Origin of the sequence: Aequorivita nionensis, assembly GCF_046352995.1 — a bacterium.
In the GTDB taxonomy this organism is placed as follows: Bacteria; Bacteroidota; Bacteroidia; order Flavobacteriales; family Flavobacteriaceae; genus Aequorivita; species Aequorivita nionensis.
In genome coordinates this window covers 2,334,612-2,355,560 of sequence record NZ_CP130281.1, presented here as the reverse complement: position 1 = coordinate 2,355,560, position 20,949 = coordinate 2,334,612, and the positions used below count along the sequence as shown (strand labels likewise).

The following is a 20,949-nucleotide window of genomic DNA, read 5'->3' as shown; positions in this document are numbered from 1 at the left end:
AAATAAATACTATGCCTAAAATAGATAAGGATCTAAATTTTAAACCTTCAAAGTCTGTTCAAAAACTTTGGTTCAATTCAAAAAAAGCTGAAAAAAATTATTCTGGAGTAAGACTACCAGGATTTTATGGCACTTCTGGATTCGCTCTGGATGCAGTACTTTTTGTTATAATGTTAGGCCTGGAAGTGTTAGGTGTTTATAATCTTTTAATAGTTGGGGATCTTGCAATAATTATGGCAATGGGTCTTATTGCCCTGGATATCATATTTGCCTTTATGGCACATGCTAATCATGCCAATAAATTGATAAATATTAATTACTCAATTATTGCAACTGATTCTAGGCAACAACAGAATTTCAAGCAACAGGCAAACGGATTAAGAAAAGTTATCTCATACATTGGGAAATTTGGTATAGTTGGTTTGGCCATTTTTAAAATTGCAGCTTTCCAAGGTTTATTAGGATACTTTAACGGTCTCAGCCTATTCATAATAGCCACATATTTGGTTGTTGCCTATATCCATCTTTATCACACAGGTTATTTTTTATACGAAGTAATTGCATCTATCGCATTTAATAGACAAAAAAGCAAGTTTATTGGGGGTAACAAAGATTTTGAAGTTGCTGAAGAAACTCCTTTTACACACGATTTTTCAACAACTAAAGAATTAAAAGAATTTGAAGCAAACCACCGTCGATTATATATGGACAAAGGAAAGCATACCGATGATAAATTCCATTTTGTTATAGAGTCACCGGGAATATTTGATGACGAAGATGTTTCACTTTTTGTAGGTCATCAAAAAAATGAAAACCGAGCAGAACTCGCTGTGGAATGTTTAAAATTCCAAATGTCAATATATGGAAGCTCCAACTAATTTAATGTTATGAAAAAAGTATTTATTATTTTATCCGTTTTTTCAATTACCCAAGGCTGTGTTAAGAATTCACAAGGAGTGGCCGTTGAAATACAAGTTGTAACAGATGATTTTGCAATCGAGGACAATCTCGCAAATAGTCCTGTTTCAAATTTCATTACACCAAAACTTATAGAATGTAGCGAGCCTTTAAAACTTCAACCTCAAGCTAGCCTTATTAGATTTAATGGAGCAGAAACAGAAGAATTGAAGGTAGAGTTTCATAAAAATTTCTTCCAAAATCTTTTCGAAGCAAAAATAGATGAAGAAAAAGGCAAAAAATTATTGGAATCATATGAAATACCTAAAGAATGGAAAACCAATAAGTTTCAAAATGCGAAAAGCTCCATTTTAAAATACTTAAAAGATTTAGATGAAAATGTCATCATTCTGGCAGATAAAAAATATGATTCCCTTCAAACCAAAAGCAACCTTTTAACTTTTAAAAATGACGAAGAGTTTAAGTCCTTACTTACACAGATTTATTGTGAGAACAAAACTCAACCCAATAAAATTGTGATTCTCCACAATTTAAAATCTTTTGGTAATAATGGGATAGAAACTGGTCCAGACGAAGGAGAAGGTGACCCCTGTACCCAAACCACAGTCGCAGACGGGCTAAACCTAAAAGAAGACCTCGTAAAAATAATTGACACCAGACGCACCTACAAAGAGCGCGACAAGCTAGCTCGTGAAACCTGGGAAAAATATTTTGACCCGATGGCAGCCGTTAAAATGTATTTAAAACCAGATCAAAAATATCCCGAAGGAATGTGGGAAAGCGGTGATGGAGCTAATTATTTTATTGACAGGTTAGCGTATCTAAATAGCATTACGGATGTAAATATCATCAGGATTGAATATCACCGGGATACAAAAAAGATATCTGGCATTGTAGTGGTTGAATGCCATAACGCTAGCGAAGTGCAATGAAAAGGATAAAACTTTTTTTGATGGGTGTTTTCTTGATTTTGACCTTAGGGTTACAAGCCCAAAAACTTGAGCTTACCCAAGCAGAAAGGGTGGAGTTTAAAGAAAGAGCGAAAAGGATGATTGACCTTTTCACAGAATCGTTGACCGTAATACCTTCATTTAACCCCTCTTCTGATGAGGCCATATTAAGAGACAAGGCCATCAGAAATGTATTGCGATTATTTACCAAAGATGCTACTATGCAATTGGCCTATGCAAGCGGAAAAAAATCAGAGCCTATTCCAATGCCAACCTATCTTAATAGTTTAACAAACTATGAAGCAAAGAAAGAATTGGTGCATATAGACATTATAGATTTTACAGTGGAAAATGTGGAGCCCCATCCCACCGAATTGGGAAAATACATTGTAAGGTTCGAATTTGTCCAACGCTTCAGCAAGAAAAAAAATTACGTCCAAACGGGCATGATCGAAGATGAAAAATTTGAAGCCATTGAATGGGACTATGTGGATGTTACCACTAAAGGAGGAATGGGCATTATAGAAAAAGTAACGACCCAAGATGGCACCAAATGGATTATGTTGCTCGATGACGTTGAGGCGAAAGGGATAGAAGTAATAAAAAATTAATAAATGAAACCATTACAAACATTCTTTATTTTTTCTTTCCTTCTTATGGGCACAAAAACTTTTAGTGCAAATGAACCACTTGCGCTTGATAAAAATAAAATAATTCAACTTTCCATGGATTATATAAGCATTTTACAAAAAACCATTAATCAAAAACTTGATAGTTATTATGGTGAGATGCACTTATGTTTTAATGATCCAATAAAAAACGACCACGCCTACGATTTGTCCAATAAAGATACCTACGAATTTGTTTTCGCATATCTTTCCGATGCTAAAAAAGCTTATAATATAGAATCAATTGATATTGATCCAGAAGAAATAGAATTACTGGATTGCACTTATTTTGATCCTATAACATCGCAAACCTACACTTATGTAAAAGTTCCAAAGACTATAAATTGGTCAAGCAAGAAAACATCCAGTTATGACAATTATTTATCAATAAACGTAACTAATTCTTCCTACAGCATAGAAAAGGTGTTTGACGATTCCGCGGAAACACATATGAAATATTTGGCGCCTTGCTTAAAAAAAAGCCTGGATACTCAAAAACAACAAGAACTTGCCAAGCAAATAGATTCTTTATATAAAAAAGTATCCTTTTTATATAGTGAAAAGAAATATCTGGAAGCCTTACAAATTGTGGAATCCATACTTCAATTAAATCCACATTTTCAAAGCGCAATTGATGCAAAATCTGCCATTATTGATTTGGTAGATACAGAAGCAATGGACAATACAATACAGCAAGTTCTTTCAGAAGGAAAAATATCCATCGCACGTGAAAATTTAGAAATTGCAAAAAAATACATCATTGGGGGTAACGCTAAGTACAAGGATTGGGAACTCAAAATCCAACAAGTTGAAAAGGAACGCAAACAAGAATTGGATTTTCAAACAGCCGGACATTTTTACAAGAATGAAATGTATGCAAAGGCACTTGAAATTTATTTGGAACTAAAAAAAGAGGGATTTAAAAATCCAAATCTTGACAATCTAATAACTGCCTCGAAAGAATTTGATCCGCAACTTATCCAAAAGAGGATTAAAGCTGCCTTTAACTCCGCAGTGTCTTCAAAGAAAAATTATGAGCAAACTTTCAAAACATATTTTAAATATGAAAATAGTGGCTTCCTTCAAGGAACCAACTTTCATTTTATGTGTTTAATGATGCTCGACAATGGAAATAAGCGACTTCTACGCGAAATGGGCATGACCCCTAACCAATCTCAAAACCTTGCTATAAAATATTTTTACAAGGCAAGAGAAATGGGAGTGGATAACAAAAACGTGGAATTCCAAGTATTCACTTCAAATTTTAATAAAAAATGGAAAAACTGATGAAAAAATCTATCCTATTCCTAATAGTATGTATTTCATATTTATCATCTGGGCAAAACATTGCTATTGAAAAATCATTTTTTGATATTGAAAATTTCCGAGTTGGAGCAGCTATGGGCTACGATGTTTCTTGGGCAGGCGACAATGGCAAAACTGCCTTGATGAGCACCAGCGGCTCTATAGATGACGATAAGTTTTATTACGCTGGAACCCCTAGCCAAACTATATTTCTAGGATTGGATGCTTATTCTCCTACCTCAACATTAGGATTTTTGGGAGGTGTTGGCCTGAATTTCCAAGAGTATTCAATACGTGGACAAAATGGTATTCTTACCGATTCAATTAAAACAACAAACATCGAAATTCCAATATATGCTCGTTTACGTATGGGCAAAGTGCTTGCTCGTGGACAATTCTGGCTTGCTTTGGGTGGGGGATATAGTATTAATACTAAAGCTGAAATTATCCAAAAAGCGAACAATGTGATTATAATATCAACTTCCGAAGAAAACAAACAGTTCAATTCCCAACCCTTTCTTTCCGGTATCATTGGTTATGAAGTTCAGTTAGGTGGTGACAATGGAGAAGAATATACCAGAGATGCTTTTAGAGTATTGTTATATGCAAAAGCGAATTATGATTTAGGAAATCGATTTGATGAGGATAATATATTATCTCCAAGTGCCATTGATACCTACAGCGACCCCACAGTAGAATTTCTTAGAATAAGTCTGGGCATTAAAGTAATGTTACGATTATCAAAGGCAGGAGAAATATTGGGGGAAAGTTTAAAAGAAAGTCTTAATAAATAGATCCATTTTCGTTGTTTTTTCAACCACACCAATAACAATCTGGGGAGAATTGTTAGCGGTGTGGTTTGCTTTTGATGGTTTCAGCAATAAATGTTTTACTAAAAAAAATAACCATCAAGCAACGAGGTCTCGTCTGCGCTCGACCTGACATTTGAACTACGAAGTCTGCAGGAAAAAGAAAGATACTTAATAAAGAACAAGTTTATGGAATGAACTACTTGGAATTTGATAAAAATAAAACAATACAACATCAAACAATTACAAAATACCGCATTTGCAACAAATTTTTGTGTGAAGAAAATCATATTTATAATATTTAAAACATACAGCTAAACCTCCAAAAACTTATTTCTGCTATTGTGAACTGCGTGATTTTCTGTAATATTGAAAGGTTCAATATTTACAGATATATTTCATAAAAAAAACTAATAAAACTTATGAAAAGAAGCGTCATTGCTTTCATATTCATATGCTATTAAGGACAATTGGCAGCCTCTCCTTTGCAGCTAGCCCCCAGAGGTCCTCAAATTGTTATAGACAGCTTAAAACGAGAACTTAAAGTAGGGGTGAAAGATTCCTTACATAAACTTGCACTGTATAAAGCATTGAGTATTTCCTACTGGAAAAAATCCCCAGATAGTAGTATTTACTACGCTAAAAAATCAATAAAATTAGCGGAAAGTGCTGGCGAAGAGGAGGAAAAAGGAGATGCACTGCACAATCTGGGGGTTGCCTATTATTATGCAAATGACTTTAAATCATCCCTCGACTATTTTTACCAATCCTTAGAGATAAGTGAGAAAATAGCTGACTTAAATAGGATTGGGAGAACATTAAATAGCATTGGCAATATTTATTACAGCCTTAATAATTTCCCTGAGGCAATCTCTTCTTACAAGCGTTCCTTAGTTCTCACACGACAATCTTCAAACACAAAGATGGAGGCATCCATCCTAAACAATATGGGGAGTCTATATGGATCTCACGGCCGAATTGACGCTGCCTATATACTTTTAAATCAATCTGTCGCTTTGCTCGAGAAACTCAATGACTCCATTGGCCTAAGCAGTTCCTATAACAACATAGCCCTTTTATATCGTGAAAATGGGGTCTACAATAAAGCATTGAAATACGATGAAAAAGCATTGCACATCAATAAAAAAATGGGTAGAATCTGGGATGTTTCCTTTATTTCGAATTCCATTGGAGAAACCTATTTCAGTAAATGGTCCGTTTTTATCTAAAACTGTAAAGCTCCTTGAAATAATATAAAACTGTGAGCGTAAGTATTTGGCTTTTGGAGGTATAAATGTAATTCTTTCATCCTTTGTTTTAGTAGAATTGGAAAAACCTGCAGAACGTCTTCCTAAAAAAGCACTTTCATAATAATAGCAAAGATAAAGCGCATTTGTAAGCTCCACATCCTCCCAATAATTAAGCTTAACTTTATTGTCTATATAGAATGATTTACACCAATCTATATATATGGGAGTTTTGAGTTTGTTATAAATTTCAAACTGCATTAAACCTTTCTCTTTCCAGAGATTGTAGGTTATTTTCAAGGAGTCATTCTCAAAAACGTAGGTTTAATCAACAGTTTTTACATTGTCAGCTTTAGTTTCAAAAACCTGTCCGTAACTTTTGCAACCTAAAATAGAACATGCAAAAATCAAAAGAAATAATTTTTTAATCATTTGTTGGTGGTTTTGTTAGTGTAATTATTCTCAAATGTAAAACAATACAAAATCAACCCATTACGGGATTCCGCATTGAGATAATTAATCGGGGAGAAACGTAAATATATTAAATCCTCAAAACACTTTTCCAATAAAAATGCTTTTCTCGATTAAGTGACCAAAAATTAAAGAGCAAAGAGAAATTAGAATTAAAATACACGATTTTCAATTCACGATTCACGTCTCCCAAATTAAAACCCTATTCGCTCATCGCTTTTCGCTAAATCCTAATCTAAACCTTATCTCGGGTTTATCTAGGGTGTGGACTTTTGCTATGTAGATCAAAAAAAGCTCAAAAAAACCAAAAATCTACAAGCGATAAATATCTCCCTTTCCAACAATAACCTCTTAAGAGATTTGGTAAGAATTCATCTTCTCTAAAATAAATTCACTTAATTCCCTTTCCCTAATAACTTTATGGGTTTTGGTTACCAATACTTTCTCATCCTCAATTTCTATTATATGGTAATGCGCGTTGCAGTTTTGAATTCGATAATGCAGCGCCCTTAAGCCCATAGACACCCCATTTTCCTTGATTTGTTGATATACATAATGGGAACAGGAAACTTTAAAGAGGCATTTTCTACGCCTCTTCTGAGGCACTAGGCGCCAATAGGTTTTGATGGCTAACAGAAATAGGCGCTTCATCCTTTTTTAAACACTAACATATTACTCACCAAGGTAAATCCAGGTGTTGCCCCCAAGCCAAAACAGCCTTCATTCCCCCTAATATGGTTGGTAACGGTTTCCATTCGCAAATAGGTCCACCCTTGCGCGGAATATTTATTTATAAGCTGCTCCAACTGTAGCGATACGTAATTTGAGGAACCTGCTTTATGGTCAATTTGTACTGTAAAGGGTATAACTTTATATTCCATATGAATTTGTTTTAGTTTTTTTCCAAACCTATATAAATAAATCAAAAATCCCTTACGGAATTCCGTAAGGGACTAAACAACCTACACATTTTCTCCCCAGAACAGATATGCTGGCTATTCAATCAGCAAATTTATAAAGGGGTGTTGTGTGTTTTTTACGGAATTCCGCAATTGGTTGGTTTTTGTTAGTTGTTGGTTGGTGGTTAAGAGTAAAAAATTGAAAATTGAAAATTGAGAATTGAAAATTGAGAATTGAGAATTGAGAATTGAGAATTGAGAATTGAAAATTGAAAATTAAAGTCGCTATATCAACCCCAAGTCTTTAACAATAGCAACCAATTGGTTAGTGTTCTTGGCTTTAAAATGGTCACAGAGCTTACTTATCTTTTTTTCTATGGAACTTATGCTGGACGGACTTATGTTATTTGTTAGAAAGTCCTCGCCTATTTCCCTTTGCGAATAGCCCTGGGCCAACAGCTTTAGGATTTTTATATCGTAATCGCTTATTTCTACTGAAACTTTTTTGTTAAGGGCGTTTCCTATTTGGGGGGAAAGATATTGATTGCCGTTATACACTTCCTGTATGGCCTGCTCAAGTTGTTTAAGTCCGTGCCGTCCTTTGCACACATAGGCATCGGCCTTGCTTTCAAGCATCACCGTGCGCACCTTTTGCAGTTTGTCTTCCACCGAATAGGCAATTATTTTAAGTTGCGGATGCTTTTGTTTAAGGGCACTTATCAATACTTCCCCAGAGGCGTATTTCTGTTTGCGGTGGTCTGCCACAAAAGAGAGATCGGTTATCAAGAGCTCAAAGGGAGCCCCGTCCAACACCCCTTTTTCTATTTGCAGAAAAGCATCATCACAATAGGCTACTTGGGTCACATTTTTTATTTTCAATGTATTCAATACACTTACCACTCCTTGGTTGATACAATCCAAGTCATCAGCCACTAAAACTTTTTCAAACATACTCATATACTTATTTTTGATCTAAATCCTTTTCCGGGTTCAGAATCAAAAGTAATGGTTCCCTTAATTGCTTGAATACGGTTTTCCGCATTTTGAAGTCCATTTTTATTTTTTAGGGTACAACCTACGCCGTTATCGGTGTATTCAATGAATATTTTTTTTCCTTCCTGATTAAAAGTTAGCGCTACTGCTGTTGCTTTGCTGTGTTTTTTCATATTGGTCATCAATTCCTGCAACACTCTATAAATGGTCGTTTTTTTTGTCTTTGGAACAGTTTCCCATTCAATAGTGGAAATGTTGCGGGTAACAATGGCTATCGTTTCGTTTTGATAGTTTAACAGTAAATCGTTGAGTTGCTCGCTGAAGTCTTCCTCTATTTCAATAGCGCTGTTTTCTTTTGAAATGTCGCGGGTTTTGTTGTAAATATTTTCAAGATCGTCCAGTAGCGCTTCTTTGTCGCCAACACTTCCCTGCACCTTTGCCATTAGTTGATATACATCGTTTGCAACCTCATCGTGTACTTTCTTGGAAATACGTGCCTCGGTTGTGTGTAACTGTACTATTTTTTCCTTTTTATGGCGCAGCCGAAGGGCAATAAATACAAACACCGAACTGAGAAGTAGGAATATGGCCAGGGATATAAATATGATTTTTTGATTCTTCTCTTCTTCTTTTTCCAATTGCGCCACCATGGTATTTTTCCGTTCCTTTTCAACATTATATTTTAGGTAGGCATTTTTATTTTGGGCCAATTGTTTTTGCTTGGCTATACTGTCTGCAATAGCATCAGACTGAACAATCTTGGGGTCGTCTGCCATTTGGGTGAACAGCGAAAGGGCATCCTGCAAATAGGTGAGGCTGTTAAGTTTATTTGCAACATCGTATGCCTTATTTGCAAAGGAGGTTGCCAACTGTTTTTCACTCCTTTCAAAATAATAAAGGGCCAAATTTTTATTGCTGGAGTAAAGGCCATATAAATCATTTAGGCTGTCCCTAAGCTGTAGGGATCTGTTTAAATTGGCAAGGGCATTGGGGTTGTTGAGTTTAAATTGTACATATCCCAAATTATCCAGCACCCTAGCCACCTCTTCGGGATAGTGTTTGCTATTCTTTTTCTGCAATGCCAGTTCCAATTGCTCCAAGGCTTGTTGATAGTTTTTGGCATCTTTATAAATAGTCGCCTTATTGTTTAGTAGCGTTATACTATCTGCCGTTGTCTTTGAAAATTGCAGCCCTACATTATAAGCCTCTATTGCTTTCTCAGGCTGGTCTGAGGCTCTGTATATTTTTCCCAACTGATTGTAAAGTCCTTTGCGTGCTTCAATAAGGGTGTCGGTTTTGGGGGAGTTCTCTATAAGCGCCAGCGCCCGTACTATCGCATTTTCACTATCGTACGTATTCCCCATTTCGTACTCGCCTATTGCAATCATTCTAAACCCTTTTATCGCCTCATAAATTTTATTTTGAGAGAGGTGTTTTTCAGACTGAACCGAGTAAAATTGTATGGCCAAGGGAATATCTGAACTTTGGGTAGGATGCAACATTTTCTTGTAATAGTAGGCCGTACTATCACTTTGTTGCGAATAGCATGTTATGCTCAAAAATATGAGAGAAATTAAAAAAAAGAGGAATGAAAAACGCGGTGAATTCATTCCTCTAAAGTACTAACAATTTGGTAAATTTTTATCAGCCTCCGTTTCCGCCTACGGGTGGTGGCGGTGGCGGGGGCAGATTCCCATCATCGCCACAACATGCTTGTACACCCTTAACTTGGGAAAACATCCAGAAACAGATAAATCCCTTAAGCCCATTACAAAGTATATGATTGAAAAATACCTTTGTCCTTAACTTCCTTAAAAAGTAATTAAAGCCCATAGCGCTCCTAAGCTTTAATAAAGGATAAACATAGCTGAAGTGTTCCGTTCACAATTCTCGATTCTTAATAGCTTATTGTAAATTGTTAACGGCCAACGGCTAACGGCTAATGGCTAACGGCTAATGGCTAACGGCTAATGGCTAACGGCTAACGGCTAATGGCTAACGGCAAATGGCTAACGGCTAATGGCTAATGGCTAATGGCTAACGGCTAACGGCCAACGGCCAACGGCTAACGGCTAATGGCTAACGGCCAATGGCTAACGGCTAACGGCTAACGGCTAATGGCTAATGGCTAATGGCAAATTGCAAAGTCTTTTGACGTATTTTTACAGTACCAAAAAGCAATGACGCTAGAAACAGAACTGATAACTACAATTTTTAACGGCCTGTCCTTCACCCTAGAGGAACGGAAGCTGTTGACGCGGAGTTTTGAAAAACTGCACCTTCCCAAACACAGCTTGCTCCTAAAAGCTGGTGAAACAGTGTATAATCAATACTATGTGGCCGAGGGCTGCCTCCGTACCTATTATATGGCCCCAGACGGCAAAGAACATACTGTGCAGTTCGCTATAGCCGATTGGTGGATTAGTGACTATACTGCCTTCTTCAATAGCAGTAACGCCTTGATGCATATTGAATGTATTCAAGATGCCACGCTCTACAAAATCTCCAAAAATGATATGGAGCAGTTGTACCATAACATGCCAAAGCTTGAATCTTATTTCAGGAAAAAGATGGAACGCGCCTTTGCTTCCTTCCAAAAAAGAATTATTGCCAATCTTTCACAAACGGCTTCCGAGCGTTATTTAAATTTTATAAACACCTACCCAAACATAGAACAAAACGTTAAAAACTATCATATTGCTTCCTATTTAGGCATCACAACCCAGAGCCTAAGCCGTATTCGAAAGGAATTGGTGAAGGGATAGTTTCTTACCATAGGTCAATTTTTTTCTCAACCCTGCCAGCTAACTTTGTATTCACTATAAATAGTTGAAATAAAGTATAACTACTACTCTAATTTCAGCAATTTAACGGGATTATGAAACAACAAGTTATTTTACTTGTAACTGTTATTGCCACTGTGCTTACTTCCTGTGGCAACAAACAAGACGACAAGTCTAAAATTGAAACTATAAGTATTGAAAAAGAAAAAACAATGAAAAAGGTATTATTTGTATTGACAAGCCACTCCAACTTAGGGAACACTGGCGAAAAAACAGGCTTTTGGATTGAGGAATTTGCAGCCCCATACTATTTATTAAAAGATAAAGGTGTGGAGATCACAATTGCATCCCCAAAAGGCGGACAACCCCCAATAGACCCAAAAAGTGCTGCTCCAGATGCCCAAACCCCTGCAACAGTTCGGTTTAATGCTGACAAAGAGACGCAAGAAATTCTTGCAAACACAGTGAAACTTGAAACCGTGGACCAAGCTGGTTTTGACGCGGTTTTTTATCCAGGAGGCCACGGCCCGTTATGGGATTTAGCAAATGACAAAAATTCCATTGCCCTTATAGAGTCATTTTACAAACACAATAAACCAGTGGCAGCAGTTTGTCATGCCCCAGCGGTTTTTAAAAATACAAAAGGCGCTGATGGCTTGCCGTTGGTAAAAGATAAAAAGGTTACTGGTTTTACCAATAGTGAAGAAGCGGCAGTACAACTTACCGATGTTGTTCCCTTTTTAGTGGAAGATATGCTGAAGGAAAACGGAGGGGACTATTCCAAAAGTGATGACTGGGCAGCGTATGCTGTGGAAGACGGACTTTTAATTACAGGCCAAAATCCTGCCTCGTCTGAGTTGGTTGCCGAAAAGCTTTGGGACCAATTAAATAAATAAAAAACACTATACGATATGAATTTAGTAGAAGATTTAAAGTGGCGTTACGCCACCAAAAAAATGAATGGTAAAACCATTCCCCAAGAAAAACTGGATTATATACTGGAAGCAGCCCGATTGGCACCTTCCTCCTCGGGCCTACAGCCTTATAAGATATTCGTAATCTCCAACAAGGAGCTTTTACAAAAGATAAAACCTGTTGCTTGGGACCAAAGTCAGATATTGGACGCTTCGCACGTATTGGTTTTTGCGGCGTGGGATGGATATTCCTTAGGGAGAATTGAATCGGTTTTCAACTATACCCTAAAGGAGCGCAACCTTCCCCTCGATACCATGAACGCCTACAAAGACAAACTCTGGGGTATGTATAAACCCCTAGGCGAAGATTGGCAGGCAAACCATGCAGCAAAACAAACATATATTTCTTTTGGCATGGCCATTGCCGCTGCAGCAGAACAAAAGATAGATGCCACACCAATGGAAGGTTTTACGCCCGAAGCGGTAGATGAATTATTGGAGCTAAAGGAACAGGGCTTAAAAAGCGTGTTGATATTAGCTCTGGGCTATCGTAATGAGGAGGGAGACTGGCTAGTAAATATGAAAAAAGTGCGCACTCCAAAAATGGAATTTATTACGGAATTAAAATAATAGATTAGGTTAATAGTTAGGTTAAAATGTTCCTCCAAAACCCTCACCCTTCCATGAAAATGGAATTGTTGGGGGTTTTTTTAGCTTTTTTCCTTATCCGAAAGACGGAGAAAATTTGTTGGTAGCCGATTGGTGGTCGTTAGTTCTTTGTTGCCGGTTTTCGATTGTCGATTATGGGAAGGGCAAAGTACGAAGTGGGAAGCGAGGATTTTTTGGTGGTAAATGGGGATTTCCTCACAGTAGCTTAAATTTTTGTTTATATTTTTGAGTAGATAACTCAAGATAAATTATAAAAACAAATACGCAAATTAAATTTCTTTAAGAATGAAACTGCTACCGAACGAAGAGCAACTCTTCATATCAAAAAATAAGAAAATGATATTAACCAATCATCGTGTTCAGATGGTCGAGAGTGAATGGGGACAATCCAGCATTATTACTATTTTTCTTGAGAATATCAGTTCAATAGAGACAAAGTTCAAGAGCGATATCTGGCTTCTTATTCTGGCGCCATTAATTGTTGTAAGTGGTTTTTTCTTCGGTAGTTTTTATATTGGAGAATTATCCACTCTAGCCGGAATTACATTGGGAATTATATGTCTTGGAATATGGTGGGCTACACGAAAGCGTTTAATTTCTATCTCCTCAAACGGAGGTTCACATCTGAATTTTGCTCCACACGGCATGGATATTGATAAAATTAATGAATTAGTTCACAAAATTTTGATTGCAAAACAGACAAGGGTTGATCAACTATAAAAAGTTTAAATTAGGCCTTCTTGTATAGGCGCATACATCTCTTTTAATTCCAGCTGATAATGTTCAAGTCATTTGGACAAATCATAAGTAATACCTTTTTAATACGTTTGTCTTAAATCTCTAAAATGTGAACGAAGTATTGGTAATATATACTTATTTTATTTTCAAAAAGGGTTCGACTTTAGTCTATCCTGAACTATGGCCGGAGGGCTCACGCCTCACATCTCAAAACAGACAACCGAAAACCAACAACCGAAAACCCACAACCGAAAACCCACAACCGAAAACTAATTCGCCGGGGTAATCATAATATGTGAACGGTGGGTGCCCGCATCCATCAGCCAGGGCATGCCGGGGGCTTGGGGTTTTGTGGGCAGCCCTGTGCTTTCGCCCGTCATATAGGGTTTGTAGATTACGTAGCGTATCTTGCTCTTTAGCAGTTCGCCCGTTTCGGCGCTATAGTCCTTTTCCTCTCCCGCCAAAATATATACCATAGACGGTTCCGAAGGCATTTTAAGGGTGCCCGCCTCTATTTCATTTTTTCGTGCCTCCCGCTTTTCTTCGTTTGATTTACCCTCAGCCGCCAACTCCCGGCCACGAGCCATAAAGGGTTCCAATTCGGCGCCATAACACGCAACATTTATTCCTTCTTTGTTGGGATCGTCTGCCAAACATACCATGCCATTGTTGCCCTCGCGCAGGGTAACGAGCTTTCCTTCTTGATTATAGCCCAGAACCGTGGCATCTTCGCGGTACATTTCGGGGGCGGCCAGGACAGCTGTTTTTACCTGTATGTCTTTTGGCAGGATCTTGTTTTGGGCGAAAGTTGAGAACGCCACTGCCAAAATGAAAACGATCATTAGTTTTTTCATAGTCCGTAGGTTTTAAAAATGAAGGTTTAAGATACGGATTTTTGGGGGATTAATGTATCGAGTTGGTTGTGGAAAAGTTTCGTCTGTTAAGCAATAGACTTGTGTTACTTCAGCAAAACCCTCGCAACAATAAAAGTATTTATCTTTTCCTCCTACTCCTCCACTTTTTTTTAGCTGATTCATTATAAGTATAAGGCAATTTGTTTGGAACAATTTCAATATCTCGGCTTCTAAGAATTTTTTCTATTAGTTCTTCTGTTTTTCCCATCTGCAATGCAACGTCTTTTATGGAAACTCCTTTCAAATACCTATCCTGTATTATCTGCTGAACAGCCTCGCTAATGTATTTTGGATGTTCAATTGTTGACTCATCAAGAATTTGTTTAAAGCTCTTAAGAACTTCAATAATATCTGGTAATGCAGATGGGCTTATTTTAATAGCGCTATTTTCTTCTGAAGCATGAATGATATGAGATATATCAACATAAAAAGATTTTCTGCTTACTCTAATTAGTCTAAGCTCATATGTTGATTTTTCATACGTTAAGTTGTGTTTGTCTATAACTTCTTTCATAATTATAGATTTTATTATGTTGCACTCTTGTATCTATAGCTGAGTAAGTTCATTTGCAATTAACTCCGCCTGTCTCAAAACAGTTTCAGTAGCCAATTTCTGCATGTCGGGTGGATAGCCGAATTGACGTAAAGTCCTTTTCACAATCACCTTTAGCTTTGCACGAACACTCTCTTTTATTGTCCAATCAATCGAAGCATTCTGCCGTACCCTTTCAGTTAATATAACCGCCAATTCCCTTAATTTATCCTGTTGCATTAACTGCTTAGCACTATCATTATTCGCTACTGCTGTATAAAATGCATATTCAAAATCCGTTAATCCCAAACTCTTAGCTTCGCTGTCCATTTTTACAATGTCCTTACTCAAACGAATTAATTCATCCATCACCTCAGCAGCCGTCAATATTTTATTATGGTATTTTTTTATGGAATCTTCCAGCATTTCCATTAGTGATTTGCTTTGAACTAAATTAGTTTTGGCACGAGCCTTTATTTCATCATTCAACAGTTTTTTCAACACTTCCAAGGCAACATTTTTGTGTTTCATCCCTTTAAGCTCCAACATAAACTCTTCTGAAAGTATTGAAATGTCCGGTTTTTTTATTCCTGCAGCGTCAAAAATATCTATCACTTGGTCTGAAACCAATGCCTTATCTATTACTTGCCTAATAGTAGTTTCAATTTCCTCATCTGTTTTTCCTGAACCCGTAATGTCAAACTTTGCCAATCGAGCCTTTACGGCCTGGAAGAAAGAAACCTCATCTTTTACATCCATAGCTTGTTCATGGGGTATTGCAATTGCAAAAGCACTAGAAAGAGCGGTTACTTCATTTATATAACGCTTTTTACCATCTTCCAAACCTAAAATATGCTCTTCTGCCTCAAGAATCAAGGAAAGCTTTTGTGAAGTATTAGCCTCAAAATAATTTTCATAATTAAAGCCATGAAACATATTAGATACAACTTCCAATTTTTCTAGCATAATTGTTACAGCTTGCTCCTGTGCCAATGCTGGGTCTCCCTTACCTCCCGCATCTGAATAAAAGGACAATGCCTTTTTTAAATCAGAAGCTATCCCTAAATAATCCACAACCAGCCCTCCTGGCTTATCTTTATAAACCCTGTTAACCCTGGCTATAGCTTGCATAAGGTTATGGCCTTTCATAGGCTTGTCAATATAGAGCGTATGCATGCTTGGTGCATCAAAACCAGTTAGCCACATATCCCTTACAATAACCAACTTAAGTTCGTCATTGGGGTCTTTCATCCTATCTGCCAATTGTTTCCGTTGGCTTTTGGTTGAATGGTGCTTTGCCAGTTCGGGTCCGTCTGAGGATGCGGCGGTCATTACTACTTTTATTACCCCCTTATCAATATCTTTTGAATGCCAATGGGGGCGCAATTTTATAATCTCTGCGTAGAGTGCAACAGCAATTCTTCGGCTCATACTCACTATCATTCCCTTGCCCTCAAAAACTTCTTGCCTTTGTTCAAAATGACTTACTATGTCATTTGCTATATTTTTTATACGATTTTCACTACCAATCAATGCTTCTAATTGAGTCCATTTGGCTTTTGCTTTTTGGGTATCGGTTAAATCCTCTTGTGCCAAATCATCATCTAGCTCTTCCACTAATTGTTTTCCTTCTTCACTTAGGTTTACCTTTGCCAGTCTGCTTTCATAGAAAATACGCACTGTTGCTCCATCCTCAACGGCTTGGGCAATATCATACACATCAATATAATTTCCAAAAACGGCAGGAGTGTTTACATCGGCACTTTCGATTGGCGTACCTGTAAAACCTAAATAGGTAGCTTGTGGCAAGGCATCACGAAGATATTTAGCAAAGCCGTACACTATCTTTTTCCCTACTACATTTCCCCTTTCATCTTTATCATCTATGGTTTTGCCTTTAAACCCATATTGGGTTCGGTGTGCTTCATCGGCTATAACTACAATGTTTTTCCTTTCAGATAATGTTTCGTAAACATTCCCATCCTCAGGTTGAAACTTTTGAATAGTCGTAAATATCACACCACCAGAAGCTACTTTAAGTAATTCCTTTAAATGTTTGCGGTCTTCTACCTGCTTGGGTTCCTGCCGTAATAATTGTGTAGAGGAAGCAAAGGTGTCAAACAGTTGGTCGTCAAGATCATTCCTATCCGTAATAACCAAAACGGTTGGATTGTCTAAAGCCAGCACAATTTTACCTGTATAAAAAACCATAGAAAGAGACTTCCCACTTCCTTGGGTATGCCATACCACTCCACCTTTCCTATCGCCAATAGGCTGGTTCATTACTCCCGGTAAACCATAACTTTCTGGAGCTTCATTTACAGAATTCCCCTCCTGGGAGGGGCCAGGGGTGGGCTTCCCCTCCTGGGAGGGGCCAGGGGTGGGTCTTCTCCCCACCAGATCATTCCCATACTCCTCAATCCAATATTGTATGGCATTCAATACACTAACCATCTGTTTCTTTATGTCCAAATCATCAAATCGTAAAAACCTAACCCCTAATGATTCCAGTCTTTTTTGACGTTTCGCATCTTTTTGCTGGGCTTCTGGTGAATGGTGTGTATTGCCATCTATTTCAATGGCTAGCATAAGGTCCTTGCAATAAAAATCTACTATGTATTCATCAATGGGGCGCTGCCTATCAAAATCAAAACCAAGCATTTGCTTGTTCTTTAGATTTTTCCAGAGCAAGACCTCGGAAAGGGTCATGTTTTTGCGGAGTTCTTTTGCTCTTTGCTTGAGTATGGGATTGTATGGGAGTATTTTACGTGTAAAAGAACCCACCCCTGCCCCTCCCGGGAGGGGAATTTGATTGGTACTATCCTCAAATAGTTTCAGATTATTCCCCTCCTCGGAGGGGCTAGGGGTGTTCCCCTCCTCGGAGGGGCTAGGGGTGGGTAAATACCCAGCCGCCCGCAAAGTAGATTCCACTGCCCTATTCACTGCATAGTATTGATGGTAAGCAGCTAACTTCTTAACGGTATGTATAGTGATAACCCCTGTTTTGGCATCTTCCTTTTTGCTTTTCTCAAACACAATAAAATGCCTTAACAAATCAAGCAATGTATTTTTATTAAGCATCCCCTTTATCAGCGTCTCTAATTCACTTTTCAAATGGGAAGCCTCTTGTTTGCCATCACTGGTTTTCCAACTCATAAAGCGACTAAAACCAGCCGAAAGCGAACCTGCTTTTGCTTCCAAGCCATCGGAGATTACATTAAAGCCGTTATAGGTAAACAAGTTGGGTATTTGCTGTTTATAGGTTTCTATTTGTTTATATGCGGAACGTATCGTTGCCGTTTCATCGGCGGCGTTTTTTAATTCCAATACCACTAACGGAATGCCATTAACAAATAGCAACAAATCGGGGCGTTTATTTTTGCCGTCTTCAATAATCGTAAACTGATTAACTACCAAAAACTCATTGTTTTCTGGGTTTTTAAAATCAACCAACCAAATGCGGTCCCCTCTTGTAAAGCCATCCACTTGTTTATCCACGGGAATACCTTCGGTTAGCATTCTATGGAAAACCTCATTGTTGGTCAACAATTCTGGGGAATGGATGCGCTGTAGCTCCTTAAAACCCTCGCTTTGTATTTCTTTGGATAATGAAGGGTTTATTCTTGCTATGGCTGTCTTTACCCTAGCTGCCAATAAAACTTCCTCATAATTTGTCCGTTCTGGTTTATCGCCATCGGGACCTATCACCGGGCCATATAAATAGCTATAGCCCAAACTTTCTAGTTCTTCAATAGCTAATAGCTCAATATGGTTTTCAGTGATTTTGGTCATATTAAATTAAACTTTAATGAATCCTAGCCGTTTACAAAGTGTGCCATAGTTTGTATTTAATTTTTTCTCTATATATCCGAATTTAACGTATTCCTGTAATAATGTAAAATTACCAATATCTAATAACGTGCTATCTATAAAGCCAATATCATTTTTATATCCTGAGACTAGCTCAGCGTTCGTAATTTTTTTAAAATATTCAAGGCTTTTTGTATTTCTGCATGTCGAACAAGAGCTAAAATGAATAATTTTATTTTTTAAGGCACCTTTAAAATCTTCAGCAAATTGTTTTAAAGTTATTATCTCTGTTTTAGAAATCTGAATATTATTTACTGTACCATGAAATGACAAATATATTATAGCATACTTTTTATATCTCGACTGCAAAACTTTATCTAAATAATTATATAAGGCTTCTTGACTTGAAACTTTTCGAAAGATAGATTCTATTTTTCCATTTTCATTTAAGAAATCCAATGCAGATTTAATAGTTTCTTTAGAATTAAGATTTTCACTCCATTCTCCCTCAATTGCCATAATATGCTTGATATATTCCATATATTATGTTATGCCGTATTGTTTCTTTAGCAGCTTTAATAAGTAGTAATGATTGTCTTTTAAATCCATAATTCGCCAAACAGGCATTTGCATAATCCGTATAGAGTTTGGAAAGGTCTCAATACTTTCTTTAAAATATTTGGCTTTTTTTAATGAAAAATCTAATCTTCCTTGTTGTGAATTTTTTCTTCTACTTATCAATACTAAATTACCCATTTTGTGAGTCCATTCTTCTCTTTCTTCTTCTGTAAAATCTATTTGCCACTGACTCCCAATTTCAGGGGTTTGGGGTAAAATATGCTCAACTGTCATTTGAGAAAAGGAGTTTCTTCTTTCTGCATGATAAGGTCCTCCAAGTAAGAAATCTATTTTCCGTAAAATATATCTAGCAAATCGTCTTCCATAAATTGTATTATTTTCAAGCTGTGTTATAAATTCCAAAGTATTAAAATTGAATACTTCGGAATTTAATATTTTTTCAATTTTTTCCTGTCCACTTAAATTCTCATGCGCAACAGATTCTATTACCTTTAGGATAGAATTCATTGCCTCAATTCTATAAGTAGGAGTTTCTCGGGCAATCCAATCGCCTGAAAATTTATTATCTACCTTCAAAAGGAATTGATAGATATGATTATCTCCAAAGTATTTTCTATATAAAATTAAAGGTGCAATCCAAATATCTGATAATGCAGTATCTTGTAAGACACTAATCAAATTATCAAAGGCCCAATTATTACTAACATTATAATTATTGCCATCAAATATTTTATCATAATGCTTTTTATAAGTTTTTATAGTTTCAAAAGTTTCTTTTCCTTTTGTTAATAAAGGTTTTACAGGTTGGTGCTTTTTTGTGCTGTGATTAAAAGTTTTGGGATTGTATATATTATCTTCAAACTCCTTTAATAAATTATGCCTAGCTTTATCTTTAACTAAAATGGTCCTTACATAAGATAGGAATTGGTCAAAATCCTCTCCAAGCTCCCCTTCTAACTCCTCCCAAAAAACAGCATATTCCTTTTGTAGTTTTTCGTCACCAACTTCCTTCAAATTTTGTGCTTTTAGTATATCACTATTTCTCAACTTAATTCCTCTATCATTTAAAACCGTAAATAATCTAAATGCATCTTCTAGTTCACTGCTAGCAACATAAATTAATATTACATACTGCCTTAAATAAGGGAAGAGAATATCAATATCAAGATTATTTTCATCGTTAAACCATTTATGTAAAATCAAAAGGGCATCTGCCATATTCCTTATTGAAACATTAGTGGATTTCTGTACTAATTCCGTAAGCTCTTTGTGTTTTAAAGTCCCTCCTTCCTTTTTTACAAATTCATTAATAAATTTTTCAACATCTTCCCGAATAGCAAATTCAATACGTAATCTTTCAGGAATTCCGTCGTCGGGGTTTCCTTCTTGAAAAATTGAAGTTTCACATGTTTTTTTTCTCGATTGTATTGTGGTTATATCTCTTATAACAGCTTGCAATAGATATAACGTTGTCAACCTTTGCTGACCATCTAAAACAGAATTTTCAATATATGAGGTATCGTCATGTTGTCTTTGTTCACAATGTAGAACTAAAGAACCTAAGAAATATTGACTTTCCGGTGTATTTTGTGCAGCATAAGAAATATCGTCCAATAAAGTAGATATCTGGTCCTCTCCCCATACATAAGGTCTTTGATAGTCAGGAATATTATACCACATATCTTCTCCAAAACAATCTTTAATTGATATTTTATTGGTGGCAATTTGTTTGCCTGTAACTTCAATCATA

At 36.7% G+C, this 20,949-nt stretch carries 19 protein-coding genes; 10 read left to right on the top strand and 9 right to left on the bottom strand.

What is annotated here, in order from left to right; genetic code table 11:
* Window positions 1-11 precede the first annotated feature (11 nt).
* The 6 genes from Q2U82_RS10695 (at window position 12) to Q2U82_RS10670 (ending at window position 5,879) form a co-directional block, all read left to right on the top strand.
* Window positions 12-878, top strand: a complete 867-nt coding sequence (locus Q2U82_RS10695) for a hypothetical protein (protein WP_410004863.1) — start codon at window positions 12-14, stop codon at window positions 876-878.
* A gap of 9 nt (window positions 879-887) precedes the next feature.
* On the top strand, window positions 888-1,850 hold the full coding sequence (locus Q2U82_RS10690; RefSeq protein WP_410004862.1) for a hypothetical protein: 963 nt from the start codon (window positions 888-890) through the stop codon (window positions 1,848-1,850).
* Window positions 1,847-2,479 (top strand): hypothetical protein, encoded by a 633-nt coding sequence (locus Q2U82_RS10685; RefSeq protein WP_410004861.1) that lies wholly within the window; start codon window positions 1,847-1,849, stop codon window positions 2,477-2,479. Before Q2U82_RS10690 ends, Q2U82_RS10685 begins: the two co-directional genes overlap by 4 nt.
* Window positions 2,480-2,482: 3 nt before the next feature.
* The gene (locus Q2U82_RS10680) at window positions 2,483-3,823 is read left to right on the top strand and encodes a hypothetical protein (protein WP_410004860.1); all 1,341 of its coding nucleotides are present in this window, start codon (window positions 2,483-2,485) and stop codon (window positions 3,821-3,823) included.
* Window positions 3,811-4,635 (top strand): hypothetical protein, encoded by an 825-nt coding sequence (locus Q2U82_RS10675; protein ID WP_410004859.1) that lies wholly within the window; start codon window positions 3,811-3,813, stop codon window positions 4,633-4,635. The genes Q2U82_RS10680 and Q2U82_RS10675 overlap by 13 nt, the downstream gene beginning before the upstream one ends.
* Before the next feature lie 500 nt (window positions 4,636-5,135).
* Window positions 5,136-5,879 (top strand): tetratricopeptide repeat protein, encoded by a 744-nt coding sequence (locus Q2U82_RS10670; protein WP_410004858.1) that lies wholly within the window; start codon window positions 5,136-5,138, stop codon window positions 5,877-5,879.
* A gap of 840 nt (window positions 5,880-6,719) precedes the next feature.
* On the opposite strand, the gene yidD is transcribed toward Q2U82_RS10670, so the two are convergent.
* From yidD to Q2U82_RS10650, 4 genes are all read right to left on the bottom strand, one after another.
* The gene (gene yidD, locus Q2U82_RS10665; protein ID WP_410004857.1) at window positions 6,720-7,019 is read right to left on the bottom strand and encodes a membrane protein insertion efficiency factor YidD; all 300 of its coding nucleotides are present in this window, start codon (window positions 7,017-7,019) and stop codon (window positions 6,720-6,722) included.
* Entirely contained in the window at window positions 7,016-7,249 is a 234-nt protein-coding gene (locus Q2U82_RS10660) for a hypothetical protein (RefSeq protein WP_410004856.1), read from the bottom strand. Before Q2U82_RS10660 ends, yidD begins: the two co-directional genes overlap by 4 nt.
* A gap of 303 nt (window positions 7,250-7,552) precedes the next feature.
* Window positions 7,553-8,218 (bottom strand): response regulator, encoded by a 666-nt coding sequence (locus tag Q2U82_RS10655; protein ID WP_410004855.1) that lies wholly within the window; start codon window positions 8,216-8,218, stop codon window positions 7,553-7,555.
* 2 nt (window positions 8,219-8,220) lie between these two features.
* Window positions 8,221-9,819: an ATP-binding protein gene (locus Q2U82_RS10650; RefSeq protein WP_410004854.1), complete on the bottom strand. Its 1,599-nt coding sequence runs from the start codon at window positions 9,817-9,819 to the stop codon at window positions 8,221-8,223.
* A gap of 621 nt (window positions 9,820-10,440) precedes the next feature.
* On the opposite strand from Q2U82_RS10650, the gene Q2U82_RS10645 reads away from it, so the two are divergent.
* From Q2U82_RS10645 to Q2U82_RS10630, 4 genes are all read left to right on the top strand, one after another.
* Complete coding sequence (locus Q2U82_RS10645; RefSeq protein WP_410004853.1) at window positions 10,441-11,025, top strand: Crp/Fnr family transcriptional regulator; 585 nt, start codon at window positions 10,441-10,443, stop codon at window positions 11,023-11,025.
* A 113-nt stretch (window positions 11,026-11,138) separates the two neighbouring features.
* Window positions 11,139-11,939 carry a type 1 glutamine amidotransferase domain-containing protein gene (locus Q2U82_RS10640; protein WP_410004852.1) on the top strand — a complete coding sequence of 267 codons (801 nt, stop codon included), beginning with the start codon at window positions 11,139-11,141 and terminating at the stop codon, window positions 11,937-11,939.
* A 15-nt stretch (window positions 11,940-11,954) separates the two neighbouring features.
* On the top strand, window positions 11,955-12,587 hold the full coding sequence (locus Q2U82_RS10635) for an NAD(P)H-dependent oxidoreductase (protein ID WP_410004851.1): 633 nt from the start codon (window positions 11,955-11,957) through the stop codon (window positions 12,585-12,587).
* Window positions 12,588-12,911: 324 nt separating this feature from the next.
* The gene (locus Q2U82_RS10630; RefSeq protein ID WP_410004850.1) at window positions 12,912-13,346 is read left to right on the top strand and encodes a hypothetical protein; all 435 of its coding nucleotides are present in this window, start codon (window positions 12,912-12,914) and stop codon (window positions 13,344-13,346) included.
* Between the two features lie 287 nt (window positions 13,347-13,633).
* Here Q2U82_RS10630 and Q2U82_RS10625 read toward each other — a convergent pair whose 3' ends face one another.
* The 5 genes from Q2U82_RS10625 to Q2U82_RS10605 form a co-directional block, all read right to left on the bottom strand.
* A complete protein-coding gene (locus tag Q2U82_RS10625) occupies window positions 13,634-14,104 on the bottom strand; it encodes a hypothetical protein (RefSeq protein ID WP_410004849.1) in 471 nt (156 codons plus the stop codon).
* A gap of 253 nt (window positions 14,105-14,357) precedes the next feature.
* Window positions 14,358-14,792: a hypothetical protein gene (locus tag Q2U82_RS10620; RefSeq protein WP_410004848.1), complete on the bottom strand. Its 435-nt coding sequence runs from the start codon at window positions 14,790-14,792 to the stop codon at window positions 14,358-14,360.
* Window positions 14,793-14,825: 33 nt separating this feature from the next.
* A complete protein-coding gene (locus tag Q2U82_RS10615; RefSeq protein WP_410004847.1) occupies window positions 14,826-18,602 on the bottom strand; it encodes an HsdR family type I site-specific deoxyribonuclease in 3,777 nt (1,258 codons plus the stop codon).
* A 6-nt stretch (window positions 18,603-18,608) separates the two neighbouring features.
* Entirely contained in the window at window positions 18,609-19,160 is a 552-nt protein-coding gene (locus tag Q2U82_RS10610; RefSeq protein WP_410004846.1) for a DUF6642 family protein, read from the bottom strand.
* A gap of 3 nt (window positions 19,161-19,163) precedes the next feature.
* A complete protein-coding gene (locus Q2U82_RS10605; protein WP_410004845.1) occupies window positions 19,164-20,948 on the bottom strand; it encodes a DUF262 domain-containing protein in 1,785 nt (594 codons plus the stop codon).
* Window position 20,949 lies beyond the last annotated feature (1 nt).